Annotated in this window: 16 protein-coding genes; 8 read left to right on the top strand and 8 right to left on the bottom strand. The window is 58.3% G+C overall.

Annotation, left to right across the window (positions count from 1 at the left end; all coding sequences use genetic code 11):
* Nucleotide 1: 1 nt before the first annotated feature.
* The 5 genes from AC2FLO_RS14605 to AC2FLO_RS14585 are packed head-to-tail and all read left to right on the top strand — an operon-like array spanning nucleotide 2 to nucleotide 2,965.
* On the top strand, nucleotides 2-472 hold the full coding sequence (locus AC2FLO_RS14605; RefSeq protein ID WP_480588963.1) for an HPr kinase/phosphorylase: 471 nt from the start codon (nucleotides 2-4) through the stop codon (nucleotides 470-472).
* Nucleotides 469-1,350 carry an RNase adapter RapZ gene (gene rapZ / locus AC2FLO_RS14600; RefSeq protein WP_480487121.1) on the top strand — a complete coding sequence of 294 codons (882 nt, stop codon included), beginning with the start codon at nucleotides 469-471 and terminating at the stop codon, nucleotides 1,348-1,350. Before AC2FLO_RS14605 ends, rapZ begins: the two co-directional genes overlap by 4 nt.
* Entirely contained in the window at nucleotides 1,347-1,739 is a 393-nt protein-coding gene (locus AC2FLO_RS14595) for a PTS sugar transporter subunit IIA (RefSeq protein ID WP_267364203.1), read from the top strand. The genes rapZ and AC2FLO_RS14595 overlap by 4 nt, the downstream gene beginning before the upstream one ends.
* Before the next feature lie 16 nt (nucleotides 1,740-1,755).
* Nucleotides 1,756-2,025 (top strand): HPr family phosphocarrier protein, encoded by a 270-nt coding sequence (locus AC2FLO_RS14590; protein WP_209506323.1) that lies wholly within the window; start codon nucleotides 1,756-1,758, stop codon nucleotides 2,023-2,025.
* A 40-nt stretch (nucleotides 2,026-2,065) separates the two neighbouring features.
* The gene (locus tag AC2FLO_RS14585; protein WP_480588965.1) at nucleotides 2,066-2,965 is read left to right on the top strand and encodes a lysophospholipid acyltransferase family protein; all 900 of its coding nucleotides are present in this window, start codon (nucleotides 2,066-2,068) and stop codon (nucleotides 2,963-2,965) included.
* 47 nt (nucleotides 2,966-3,012) lie between these two features.
* Here the strand turns inward: AC2FLO_RS14585 and AC2FLO_RS14580 are convergent, their stop codons facing one another.
* Complete coding sequence (locus AC2FLO_RS14580; protein ID WP_209506328.1) at nucleotides 3,013-3,888, bottom strand: 3-hydroxybutyryl-CoA dehydrogenase; 876 nt, start codon at nucleotides 3,886-3,888, stop codon at nucleotides 3,013-3,015.
* Nucleotides 3,889-4,053: 165 nt separating this feature from the next.
* Between AC2FLO_RS14580 and AC2FLO_RS14575 the strand changes: the two genes are divergently transcribed.
* Entirely contained in the window at nucleotides 4,054-4,857 is an 804-nt protein-coding gene (locus AC2FLO_RS14575; RefSeq protein WP_496754882.1) for a DUF6473 family protein, read from the top strand.
* A 59-nt stretch (nucleotides 4,858-4,916) separates the two neighbouring features.
* Here AC2FLO_RS14575 and AC2FLO_RS14570 read toward each other — a convergent pair whose 3' ends face one another.
* From AC2FLO_RS14570 to AC2FLO_RS14545, 6 genes are all read right to left on the bottom strand, one after another.
* Nucleotides 4,917-5,846, bottom strand: a complete 930-nt coding sequence (locus tag AC2FLO_RS14570) for an electron transfer flavoprotein subunit alpha/FixB family protein (RefSeq protein WP_496754881.1) — start codon at nucleotides 5,844-5,846, stop codon at nucleotides 4,917-4,919.
* Nucleotides 5,846-6,604 (bottom strand): electron transfer flavoprotein subunit beta/FixA family protein, encoded by a 759-nt coding sequence (locus AC2FLO_RS14565; protein WP_267364208.1) that lies wholly within the window; start codon nucleotides 6,602-6,604, stop codon nucleotides 5,846-5,848. The genes AC2FLO_RS14570 and AC2FLO_RS14565 overlap by 1 nt, the downstream gene beginning before the upstream one ends.
* Before the next feature lie 199 nt (nucleotides 6,605-6,803).
* On the bottom strand, nucleotides 6,804-7,376 hold the full coding sequence (locus tag AC2FLO_RS14560; RefSeq protein WP_267364209.1) for a cob(I)yrinic acid a,c-diamide adenosyltransferase: 573 nt from the start codon (nucleotides 7,374-7,376) through the stop codon (nucleotides 6,804-6,806).
* Nucleotides 7,376-7,579, bottom strand: a complete 204-nt coding sequence (locus AC2FLO_RS14555) for a twin transmembrane helix small protein (protein ID WP_480473850.1) — start codon at nucleotides 7,577-7,579, stop codon at nucleotides 7,376-7,378. Before AC2FLO_RS14555 ends, AC2FLO_RS14560 begins: the two co-directional genes overlap by 1 nt.
* Nucleotides 7,580-7,655: 76 nt before the next feature.
* Nucleotides 7,656-8,483 (bottom strand): SDR family NAD(P)-dependent oxidoreductase, encoded by an 828-nt coding sequence (locus AC2FLO_RS14550; protein WP_480589185.1) that lies wholly within the window; start codon nucleotides 8,481-8,483, stop codon nucleotides 7,656-7,658.
* Between the two features lie 69 nt (nucleotides 8,484-8,552).
* Entirely contained in the window at nucleotides 8,553-9,182 is a 630-nt protein-coding gene (locus tag AC2FLO_RS14545; protein ID WP_496754880.1) for an SH3 domain-containing protein, read from the bottom strand.
* Between the two features lie 201 nt (nucleotides 9,183-9,383).
* Here AC2FLO_RS14545 and AC2FLO_RS14540 point away from each other — a divergent pair, with 201 nt between their 5' ends.
* Together AC2FLO_RS14540 and AC2FLO_RS14535 are read left to right on the top strand one after the other, a co-directional pair.
* The gene (locus AC2FLO_RS14540) at nucleotides 9,384-11,732 is read left to right on the top strand and encodes a DNA topoisomerase IV subunit A (RefSeq protein ID WP_267364212.1); all 2,349 of its coding nucleotides are present in this window, start codon (nucleotides 9,384-9,386) and stop codon (nucleotides 11,730-11,732) included.
* A 96-nt stretch (nucleotides 11,733-11,828) separates the two neighbouring features.
* Entirely contained in the window at nucleotides 11,829-12,422 is a 594-nt protein-coding gene (locus AC2FLO_RS14535) for a hypothetical protein (protein ID WP_496754879.1), read from the top strand.
* Here the strand turns inward: AC2FLO_RS14535 and AC2FLO_RS14530 are convergent.
* A partial coding sequence (locus AC2FLO_RS14530; RefSeq protein ID WP_496754878.1) for a hypothetical protein occupies nucleotides 12,400-12,611 on the bottom strand: 212 nt, incomplete at its 5' end. The genes AC2FLO_RS14535 and AC2FLO_RS14530 overlap by 23 nt on opposite strands.

Below are 12,611 nucleotides of genomic sequence, written 5' to 3'. Positions count from 1 at the left end.
CATGCAAGCAGGTTCTCTGTCAGACGCCAAAGACCGGGACAGCGCTTGTGTTCATGCCTCATGCGTAACAGTTGCCGGGCGCGGGCTGTTAATCGTCGGTGCCTCGGGCGCGGGCAAATCAGCATTGGCATTGCAGATGATGGGCTATGGGGCGGGTCTTGTCGCGGATGATCGGGTCGAACTGTCAAGGCGGGACCATCAGGTCATTGCCGCCGCCGTGCCGCAGATACAGGGTTTGATCGAGGCCCGTCACATTGGTTTGATCAAAGCGGATGTATTCGGACCGGTCCCGTTGGACTATGTTGTGGATCTGGATCAAAATGAGCCACAGAGGTTACCTGCCGAGGCGACAATCGTGCTGCTGGGGCAAACTGTTCCCTTGCTTCACGGGGCGGGCGTGCCCAACTTGGCCGCAGCGTTGATGCAGCTTCTGAAGAATGGGCGTGTACACCCGGAATGGCCGAACAAATGACTGAGCAACGGCGGATCGTTCTGGTAACAGGCCCATCAGGGGCCGGAAGATCCACAGCCATTCATGTACTGGAAGACTTGGGTTTTGAGGCCATCGACAATCTGCCGATGGGCCTGCTGCTGCGCCTGCTGGACAGCGCGGACAGCGACCGCCCAATGGCGCTTGGCATTGACGCCCGAAATCGCGATTTCTCGACAATCGGGTTTATCGAACTGGCCGAAAGCCTGGGCCGCATGGCGCGGGTGGATTTGACCGTTCTGTATCTGGATTGCAGTGATGACGTATTGGTGCGCCGGTTTTCTGAAACCCGCAGGCGGCATCCCGTCGCCAAAGATGCCAGCCCTGAGACCGGTGTTCAGCGCGAAAAAGAGCTGCTGGCCCCCATACGCGAGATTGCAGATACCCTGATCGATACAAGCCAACTGAACGTGCACCAGTTACGGGAAGAAGTTGAAAACTGGTTTGCGCCCCAGGGGGGGCGACATCTGGCAGTTTCAATCGAGTCGTTTTCGTACAAGCGGGGCCTTCCGCGTGGGCTGGACATGGTCTTTGATTGCCGGTTTCTGGCGAACCCCTATTGGCGCCCCGAGTTGCGGGCGGCGGATGGGCGGCACTCGGACGTTGCGCGCTATGTCCAATCGGATAAGAATTACGAACCCTTTCTTGGACGGGTGATGGATTTGCTAACCTTGTTGCTGCCGGCCTTTCGGGCCGAAGGAAAAGCACATCTGTCGGTGGCTTTCGGATGCACGGGTGGGCAACACAGATCCGTCGCAATGGCGGAAGCCGTTGCAAAGGCCCTTGCAGAGGACGGGCAGCAGGTGGCAATTAGGCATCGCGAGATGGAACGTCGGTCGTTGAATGTGAGGTCGGATTGATCGGAATTGTGATCGTTGCGCATGGCGGTTTGGCCCAGGAATACCTGGCCGCCACACAGCATGTGGTCGGGCCGCAGCCCGGCCTTGTGGCCATTGCGATCGAACCTGACCACGACAGGGATGAAAAACAGGCGGAAATCTGTCGTGCGGCTGACGCAGTGGATATGGGCGACGGTGTTGTCGTTGTAACCGACCTGTTCGGCGGCAGCCCTTCAAATCTCAGCCTGCGGGCCTGCGCCCCTCAGGATCGGCGGATATTGTATGGGGCAAACCTGCCAATGCTCATTAAATTGGCCAAAAGCCGCCACTTACCCGTTGGTGATGCTGTCCGTCAGGCAATGGAAGCTGGACGGAAATACATCAATGCGCAAAATGTGACATTGGACTAAAATCGGATTGATGAATATGACCACCCGAAGCCTGAAAATTATCAATGAAAAAGGTCTGCATGCCCGCGCATCGGCGAAGCTGGTCGAGGTTGTGGAAGGTTTCGACGCGCATGCCGAGGTGTCGAAGGACGGAATTTCTGCGTCAGGCGACAGTATTATGGGCCTTTTGATGTTGGCAGCATCACGCGGAACAACTATTGACGTCGAGACCTCCGGACCGGATGCTGAAGCATTGGCAGAAGCTCTGGAAGCGCTTGTGAACGACAAGTTCGGAGAGGGGTTCTAAGCTGCCCTTGCCGGGACAGGAAGAACGGGAAGACCAGGAATTGGCGGAAACGACGCACGAGACCAAGACACGCCCGGTGGTGGATGGGACCGCAGATCAGGGCGAGATCTACGACCGTAGAACTCTGACCTATGCGAACTCGTTCGACGATGCCTGGACTTCGACGGCCATTCGCGCCATCGAATGGTGCACGGGCAAGCTGACCATTCTGCGGATGGTCAACAAATTCGAGAAAAAGAACGAATTTTACCGGGGCCAGCGGTTCTGGGGCGGCGCGCTTGAGGTGATGGGGATTGACCTGACCACACCGCAAGAACAGATTGCCCGTATCCCAAAAACCGGCCCCGTCGTTGTCGTTGCCAACCACCCTCACGGAATGGTGGACGGTATGATTCTGGCCGAGTTGATCGGGCGGGTCCGCAGTGATTATCGCATTCTGACCCGCTCGGTCCTGACGGGTCTTGATGAGGCAGCGACGTCTTTCATGATCCCGGTTCCGTTTCCGCATGACCCCGAAGCGCAGGCCAAGATGCTGGAAATGCGTGGCAAGGCGATGGACCATCTGAAGGAAGGCGGTGTCGTGGCGCTGTTCCCGTCCGGTGTCGTCATGTCTTCGGATGACTGGTTTGGCCCTGCGGTCGAGCGCGAGTGGAATGTGTTCACCGCAAAAATGATCCGCCGTTCAGGCGCGCGTGTGGTGCCGATTTTCTTTCCCGGCAGCAACTCGCGCTGGTACCAGATCGCCAACAAGCTGTCGCCGATCCTGCGGCAAGGCTTGTTGCTGCATGAAATCGTCCGCTCGTGCAAAAAACCGCAATCGCCGGTCATTGGCGATCCGATCTCGGATCAAGATATGGAACAGTTGGAGAAAGACCCGCGTGGTTTCATGACCTGGCTCAGAAACCATACACTGTCGCTGGGCAAGTCAGGCAAGTCCTGACCCGTGTTTTCATCTAACCGATACCGTACCGGGCACGGGCGGTTTACTTAACGTGTCGGAACCGGCACCTCGCCGCGATAGTCATAGAAACCGCGCTGCGTCTTGCGCCCCAGCCATCCGGCCTCGACATATTTGGTCAATAGCGGGCAGGGGCGATACTTTGTATCAGCCAGACCATCATGCAAGACGTTCATGATGGCAAGACATGTGTCCAGCCCGATGAAATCCGCCAGTTCCAACGGCCCCATGGGGTGATTCGCACCCAGCTTCATCGATTGGTCGATGGATTGGACGCTTCCGACACCTTCATACAGCGTATAAACGGCTTCGTTGATCATCGGCATCAGGATGCGGTTAACGATGAAAGCCGGGAAATCTTCGGCGCTGGCGGCCGTTTTGCCCAGCCGGTCCACGACCGCCTTGCAGGCTTTGAAGGTTTCCTCATCCGTTGCGATGCCGCGGATCAGTTCCACCAGTTGCATGATTGGAACCGGGTTCATGAAGTGGAAACCCATGAAACGTTCGGGCCGGTCCGTGCGGCTGGCCAGACGCGTGATGGAAATGGACGACGTATTCGACGTCAGGATCGTATGCGGCAGAAGGTGAGGTTGCAGATCTTCGAAAATGGCCTGTTTGACCGTTTCCCGCTCGGTCGCGGCTTCGATCACCAGATCGGTCTGTCCCAGCTGCGGCAATTCAAGGGTGGTTGTAATACGCTTCAGGGCCGCCTGCATCGCATCGTCAGTGATCTTGCCACGTGATGCCTGACGCGCCATGTTGCCTTCAATCGTGGCCATTGCGCTGTTCAACGCATCCTGACTGACATCATTCAGCAAGACATCGTATTCCGCCAAAGCCAGAACATGGGCAATGCCGTTGCCCATCTGACCCGCGCCAATCACCCCGACCGATTTAACTTCCATGTTCAGCTGCCTTTGCCCTGGAGGATACCGGGACAGTATCGGCAGACCGGGGCGGGCGGCAAGGGGATCGAACCGGTCAATTTTGCTTCAAATGCGCGCATTAGGAGATTCTCAATACCTAAGGCCGCAAATTGGCAATTGGGTGAAAAATTTGGGGGGCTTGGTATGAGCTTTCATCGTGTAAGCAACGGCACAGAGGCCGCGTGCCAATATGCAGGATCAAATCTGTGGTTTCGGTCGCCGCCCGGAAATCTTGATACGCCTTATGTGGCCTGCCTGGGTGGAGAAGAGACGTTTGGCCGGTTCGTGGAATATCCGTACCCGGCATTGCTTGCAAAAAGGTTGCCGAAACCTTGTATCAATTTTGGTAACCTTTTTTGCGGGGCTGACGCGTTGCTTGCCGATCCGGGGGTATTAAACCTTGTCAACGGGTCGGACTGTTGTGTGCTGCAAGTGCTGGACGTGCCCTGCCAGTCGAACAGGTTCTATCGCGTGCACCCGCGTCGGAATGATCGGTTTCTTGAACCTTCGCGCGATCTGCTGGATCTTTATCCCGAGGTCGATTTCACGGAAATCCACTTTGTCAGGCATTTGCTGGAACGGTTGCGGGCCATAAAGGACGCGCGCTTTGAGGTTGTGGCACAGGAGTTGCGAGAGACTTGGTTGCGCAACACATCCGAGCTGATACGCCGGATCAAGCCGGGGGTTGTTCTTCTCTGGCTGCATATACAGCGACAGGAGGACCGGCATCGCGACCTTGTCCTGCCCGACGCTGACATGATCGAACAGGTTCGACCGCAATGTGTCAGTGTCGTGGAATGCTCGGTCAGTGTGTCCTCCTTGTCAGACGAGATCGAGGACGTGTTGTTCGGGACGCTGCAACAGCCTGTGGCCGAGCATATGCTTGGCCCCTCAGCGCATAGGGAGATTGCTTTGAAGCTTGAGGTGGCTTTGAGGGGATTGAATTGAAAAAGGCCCGCTTGGTTGCGGGCCTTTGGTGATTGTGGGGCTCAGATCCCGGGCTGTGGTCAGCCGAGCTTTTCGGTCAGCTCAGGGACTGCCTGGAACAGGTCGGCAACCAGTCCGAAGTCGGCGACCTGGAAGATCGGGGCTTCTTCGTCCTTGTTGATCGCTACGATGACCTTTGAATCCTTCATGCCCGCAAGGTGCTGGATTGCGCCCGAGATGCCGACGGCGACATAAAGATCGGGGGCAACAACCTTGCCGGTCTGACCCACCTGCCAGTCGTTCGGGGCATAGCCCGAGTCCACAGCGGCGCGCGATGCGCCAACCGCGGCACCCAGCTTGTCAGCCAGAGCTTCGATCAGCTTGAAGTCGTCTTGCGAGCCGACACCACGGCCGCCCGAGACAACAACGCCAGCCGAGGTCAGTTCCGGACGGTCGCTTGCAGCCACCTTGTCTTCGACCCACGACGACAGGCCGGGATTGTCGCCGACCGAGATGGTCTCGACCGCAGCCGAGCCGCCGGTCCCCGCCGCGTCGAAGGACGCGGTGCGGATGGTGACGACCTTCTTGGCGTCGTTCGACTTCACGGTCTGGATCGCGTTGCCCGCATAGATCGGGCGCTCAAACGTCGAGCCGTCAACCACACCCGAGGCATCCGAGATCACCATAACGTCCAGCAGGGCCGCGACGCGCGGCATCACGTTCTTGGCGTCGGTGGTCGCGGGGGCCACGATATGCTCGTACCCATCGGCCAGACCCACGATCAGCGCGGCGGTCGATTCCGCCAGGCGATGACCCAGCGACGTGTCTTCGGCAACCAGCACCTTGGACACGCCGTCGATCTTGGCGGCAGCCTCGCCGGCAGCGGCGGCCGAGCCACCTGCGGCCAGAACGGTCACGTCACCCAGCGCCCTGGCGGCGTTGACGGCCTTGGCGGTGGCGTCCAGCGCCAGTTCGCCATTGTTGACTTCGGCAAGCAGAAGTACAGCCATTACACAGCCCCCGCTTCTTTGAGTTTCGAAACAAGCTCATCCACCGAGCCAACGATGATACCAGCGGCCCGTGCCGGCGGTTCTTCGGTCTTGACAATTTCCAGGCGCGGCGTGACGTCGACGCCGTAATCGGCGGCGGTTTTCTCGTCCAGCGGCTTTTTCTTCGCCTTCATGATGTTGGGCAGCGACGCATAGCGCGGCTCGTTCAGGCGCAGGTCAACCGTCACGATGGTCGGCATCTTGACGCTGATGGTCTGCAACCCGCCATCCACCTCGCGGGTGATCTTGGCACTGTCGCCTTCGATATCCAGTTCCGAGGCAAAGGTGCCCTGCGACCAGCCCAGCAGGGCCGACAGCATCTGACCGGTGGCGTTCATGTCGTTGTCGATCGCCTGCTTGCCCGCCAGAACGATGCCCGGCTGCTCTTCCTCGACCACTTTGGCCAGGATCTTGGCAACCGCCAGCGGCTCGATATCGGTATGCACATCATCCGTCGCAACAACCAGAATCGCCCGATCAGCCCCCATGGCCAGCGCGGTCCGCAGCGTCTCCTGCGCCTGCTTCACACCAATCGAAACGGCAACAACTTCGTCTGCCTTGCCAGCCTCTTTCAGGCGAATGGCCTCTTCAACCGCAATCTCGTCGAACGGGTTCATCGACATTTTGACATTGGCGAGATCAACACCGCTACCGTCCGCTTTCACGCGGACCTTCACATTGTAGTCAATCACGCGTTTGACAGGTACCAGTACCTTCATTGTAGCGCTTTCTCCTCAAAAAACGGCAAGCCGCGAAGGCGACTCCACCAATGCTCTCGTCGGACTTGATAACGTCTGCTGCACCCGCAAAACAGAGCAAAATCGTCACGTCGTCGCGTCGGGACGTCGCGTTTTGCAGTTTTTTACCTTGAGGCACGCAAGATTGTTGCCCGCATTGCGCTTATTTTCAGGGAAATATTCAACGGTTTGCGCCGGGAACCCACAGCACGTCGTCCTTGCCATCGTTATTTGCGCATCGGGCCGCGACGAAAAACCAGTCACTTAGCCGGTTGAGGTATTTGACGGCCACATCGTTGACCGGTTCCATATTCGTCAACTCGACCGCCAACCGCTCGGCGCGACGCGATACGGTGCGGCACACGTGCAAATGCGCGGCCAGCCGCGAACCGCCCGGCAGGATGAAGCTGCGCAGCGGTTCCAGTGTTTCGTTCATGATGTCAATTTCGGCTTCCAGCCGGTCGATCTGAGCGGATACGATTCGCAGCGGTGGATAGTCCGCTTCGGCATCCTTCTCCATTTCAGGGCGGCAGAAATCGGCGCCAAGATCAAACAGGTCGTTCTGAATCCGCGACAAGGCGGCATCGACTTCGCCTTCGGCCTCGGTACGGGCCACGCCAACAAAAGAATTCAGCTCGTCCACTGTTCCGTAGGCGGCAACGCGGCCCGAATACTTTGCCACACGCTCGCCATTGCCCAGAGCGGTTTTGCCATCGTCGCCGGTGCGCGTGTAGATTTTGTTGAGCACAACCATTACTGTACCCCTTGCCCGCGTAGATAGACGTATAGCACGATCAAAATAACGGCGATGAACTGAAAGAGGATACGCAGGCGCATCATCTTGTTGCTTTTCTTAGCTGCTTCCATGCCGCCTTTGCCGAAATTCGCGATGCCCAGGGCTAACACAACGACAACTGCCGCCATGGCCAGAAGCAGAATGACCATTAAAGGGTCCATTTAAAGTCACCGTCCGGTTTTTTCGATTATCCCCATCTAGCGTCAAGGTGACGAAAAGCGAACGGGAAATAACGTCTCAGATATCCGAAAGGATGCGATCCGTGGCTTTTGTGGGCAGAATCCGGCGCAGAACCCCTGCGACATATGTCGGGGTGGTCACATAGTAGCGTGGTTTGGGGCGGCGCGCCTCGACCGCATGGGCCAGCTTGTCGGTGACAGCAGAGGCGGGCAGTTCGAACCGGTCGGGCGCACTGTTTTCGTATAGTCGCTTCAGCAGCGAACCTTCGTATTTTTCCCGCAGGGCCGAGTTCTCCCAGTCGATGTATTTTTCGAACACCGGGATTGCCTTTTCCCTGAGCTTTGAGGTGATCGGGCCGGGCTCGATCAACACGACCTGAATGTCTGTGTCCCGCAACTCCAGCCGCAAGGTGTCGGTCAGCCCTTCGATGGCGTATTTGGTGGCGACATATGCGCCGCGCCAGGGGAAGGCAACAAGACCAAGTACCGAGGAACATTGCACGATCCGGCCGTGGCCCTGTTCCCGCATGACGGGAATAACCTGTCGGGTCAGCTCGTGCCATCCAAAGACATTGGTTTCAAAGATATGACGCAGAGCGTCTGTCGGGACGTCTTCAACCGCACCGGGCAGCCCGTGCGCGCCGTTGTTGAACAGTGCGTCCAGTGTTCCGTCCGTTGCCTCAAGTACATATGACAATCCCGAGGAAATGCTGTCGCGGTCGGTATAGTCGATTCTTGGGCTTTCAAACCCTTGCGCGCGCAGGCGGTCACAGTCGCGCTGCTGTCGGCAGGATGCAAACACACGCCAGCCTCGCGCACGCATTCCGTGTGCTGCGTCCAGCCCAATGCCCGACGAGCATCCCGTAATAAGAATCGATTTCTGCATGTGCCTTCCGAAGCTGAACTCCGCCAAAAGCTAGGGCGGGGTTTGCAGCAGGGCAATGACGTCCGGGCGTCAGTTTGATGTTTTCCGGACAAGTGATGCTGAAATCCACCCAACCTGTTGCGCGGGCAACACGCGCAGGCGCAGCCAGCCGGTGCCGGAATCGCTCAGGACCTCGACCCTTTGGCCAAGCGCGGCCTTGCCGATGATGGGATAGATCGTGCCGGGGCCATCGCGCAGATTGACCCGGGTGCCCGAAATCTCGCGGATGTCGGTCTGGGCCTCGGCAGGCGAGGGCAGTTCGACTGCGGGCAACTCGGCGTCGGTGACCACCTGCTCCAGTGCGGTCACACCCTGTTCCAGTGATGCCAGAGTCAGGGTCACGCTTTCGTCTTGAAACAGCGAGGGATTGGCTTTCAGGCCAGCCGCGACCTGCGAGAGGAGGGCCTTTGTTTCGGTCTCACCCAACTGGGTTACCGCCTCGGCAACAGGTGGAGCCACCAGTGCGGGTTTGACGGCGGCACGGGTGACCAAATCTTCGACAGGTGCAAGTTCAACGACCGGGGCAACCGGTTCGGCCACTACGGCCACGCGTTCCGGTTTGGCAGGGCGCACGCCGCGCGGTTCAAAATCAGGGCCACCGCTCATCACGTAAAAGGTCCAGCCCAGCGCGGCAAAGGTAACAAGTATCAGGCGCGTCATGGCGCTTCCCCCAAGGCAATCGTAACATCAACAAAAGGCAGCAAATCAATTGGTGAGATCTTAGCATATTTTGGGTGACGAGTCGAAAAATGGGGGAAAACAACACGGTGTCTCCCCCTGTTGCAAAAAGCACGACTTTTCCCCAACAATTTATGTGCTGTTCGCTTTACCAAGGCGCTCTTGCGTCGTATCACATCATATATGAACGATACGATCGATGACCCCAACATGCAGGCCCCCACAGGTGGGGGCGAGGTGGCGGAACCGCTGCGCCGCGCGATTGGTGAGCGGTATCTGACCTATGCGCTGTCCACCATCATGCACCGGGCGCTGCCCGATGCGCGGGACGGGTTGAAGCCGGTTCACCGCCGAATCCTCTACGCGATGAGAGAGTTGCGACTCAGTGCGACCGGAGGTTTCCGGAAGTCTGCCAAGATTTCCGGCGACGTGATGGGCAACTACCACCCGCACGGCGACGCCGCGATTTACGACGCGATGGCGCGTCTGGCACAGGATTTCAACGTCCGCTATCCGCTGGTCGACGGGCAGGGGAATTTCGGCAATATCGACGGCGATAACCCGGCGGCCTCGCGCTATACCGAAGCGCGGATGACCATCGTGGCAGAGGCGCTGCTGGAAGGGTTGAACGAAGACGCCGTTGATTTCCGCGACAATTACGACGGCACCCTGACCGAACCGGTCGTGCTGCCCGCACAGTTCCCGAACCTGCTGGCCAATGGCGCAAGTGGTATCGCGGTGGGGATGGCGACGAATATCCCGCCGCACAACATCTCGGAACTCTGCGACGCTTGTCTGCATCTGATCAAGACGCCGGACGCGCGCGACGACACCCTGTTGAACTACGTGCCCGGCCCTGACTTCCCAACCGGAGGCGTGATTGTCGAGCCGCCCGAGAACATCGCGCAAGCCTATCGCACCGGTCGTGGTTCGTTCCGGCTGCGCTGCAAATACGAGGTTGAGGATCTGGGGCGCGGCCAATGGCAGATCATCGTCACCGAGATTCCCTATCAGGTTCAGAAGTCCAAGCTGATCGAGAAGATCGCCGAACTGATCCAGACCAAGAAAATCCCGATCCTTGCCGATGTACGCGACGAATCCGCCGATGACATCCGCCTGATCCTCGAGCCGCGCTCCAAGAATGTGGACCCTGAGGTGCTGATGGGCATGCTTTATCGCAACTCGGACCTCGAGGTGCGGTTCAGCCTGAACATGAACGTGCTGATTGACGGGGTGACGCCCAAAGTCTGCTCGATGAAGGAAGTGCTGCGCGCTTTCCTTGATCACCGGCAAGAGGTGCTGATCCGCCGCTCGCGTCACCGCATGGCCAAGATCGACCACCGGCTGGAAGTGTTGGAGGGCTTTATCGTTGCCTTCCTGAACCTTGACCGTGTGATCGACATCATCCGCTATGACGACGACCCCAAAGCCGCGCTTATGCGTGAGGATTGGGGAATCGACCACATCCGCGCCACCAGCGAGGCCGACTATGTCTCACCCAAACCGGGCGAGGGCGAGTTGTCCGAGGTTCAGGTTGACGCGATTCTCAACATGCGCCTGCGCAGCTTGCGTCGTCTGGAAGAGATGGAGCTGGTCCGCGAACGTGATGAGTTGATGCTGGAACGCGCCAACCTCGAAGACCTGCTGGCCGACGAAGGCCTGCAATGGGCCAGGATTGCCGAGCAGTTGAAAGAGACGAAAAAGACCTTCGGCAAAGATTACGAAGGCGGCGCACGCCGCACGCGGTTCGCCGAAGCGGGCGAGGTCGAAGAAGTGCCGCTTGAGGCGATGATCGACCGCGAACCAATCACGGTCGTTTGCTCTCAGATGGGCTGGATTCGCGCCATGACCGGTCATATCGACCTGACCCGTGAATTGAAGTTCAAGGATGGCGACGGGCCGCGCTTTATCTTCCATGCGGAAACGACCGACCGGTTGCTGGTCTTCGCTTCGAACGGGCGGTTCTATACTGTCAGCGCGGCCAACCTGCCTGGCGGGCGGGGCATGGGCGAACCCCTGCGCCTGATGGTCGACCTGCCGAACGAGGCTCGGATCATCGATATCTTGATCCACAAGCCGGGGCGCAAGCTGCTGGTGGCTTCGGATGCGGGCAACGGGTTTATGGTGCCCGAAGATGACGTGCTGGCGCAGACGCGAAACGGCAAGCAGGTGCTGAACGTCAAGGACAACGAAACAGCAGTGATCTGTATACCGGTCGAGGGCGACCACGTTGCAATCGTGTCCCAGAACGGCAAGTTCCTTGTCTTCCCGATCGAGGAATTGCCCGAAATGACCCGCGGCAAGGGCGTGCGCCTGCAAAAATACAATATGGCACGCGGGCGGCAGGGGACGCTGGAGCTGGATGGCGGTCTGTCTGACATCACCACCTTCAACTGGGAGGAAGGCCTGAAATGGTCCATGGGGGGCGACAAGACCCGGCATGAGGCAGATATGTCCCAATGGCTGTCCAAGCGCGCCAGCGTAGGGAAAAAAGCGCCCTATGGTTTCCCGCGGGACTATAAGTTTTCGTGATCCGGCCCCGGTTGCGGTAGAAATCCACCGATACGGCTTGGCACAACCCGTATCGGTGCGCTAGACCAAAGAAAAACAGGCCTATCGAGACGAGATATGTTGCGCATTCTGACCCTGATCACCGGATTGGCCCTGATGGGCGCTTGCACCCAGACACAGGTTTATGAACCGCCCGAGTCACTGGGGGAATTCAAGCTGCGGGTCAACTACGCCTTCGCTGACAAGGCCGTGCAAGGGCCAGTGTCGCGCGACGCAACGCCCGACGAATGGACGAAGGCCATCCAGAATGCGGTCGATATTCGTCTGGGCCGTTATAAAGGCACGCAGGAATACGACATCGGGATCAGCCTGGAAGGCTACATGCTGGCGCCTCCGGGAATCCCGATCATCTACAATCCCAAAAGCACCGCGATTGTGTTGGTCAACGTCTATGACGTGAAGAAAGAAAAGTTTCTGGCCAAGGGAAAGCAGTTCCAGGTGCTGGAAGACACGACCGGAGGCAGTGCGCTGAAAGGGTCGGGGCACGAGCGCACCAAAGAGGAACAAATGGCCGGTCTGTCATTGAAAATTGCCGACCGGGTCGAAGAGTGGCTGGCTGAAGAACATGAAGACAAAGGTTGGTTCGAAAAACGGCCAGACCTGATCCAGCCCCTCGATTCCACCGAGGTTACGCAAAATCCGGCGGGATAAGCGCATTTCCCTCAGGATGTGCTTGATTTTCCCCTTTGAACCAAATATCTCGCGCGCGCAGATAGTAACCCGGGACCAAGGGTCCCCCAAATCGCAAAAGGGCGCCTGAGGAATGGCAAAGGAAAAGTTTGAGCGTAATAAGCCGCACGTCAACATCGGCACGATTGGGCATGTTGACCACGGCAAGAC

The organism is Ruegeria sp. TASC047 (genome assembly GCF_059612445.1).
The sequence above is the reverse complement of the archived record's forward strand: the minus strand, read 5'-3'. Positions and strand labels throughout refer to the sequence as shown.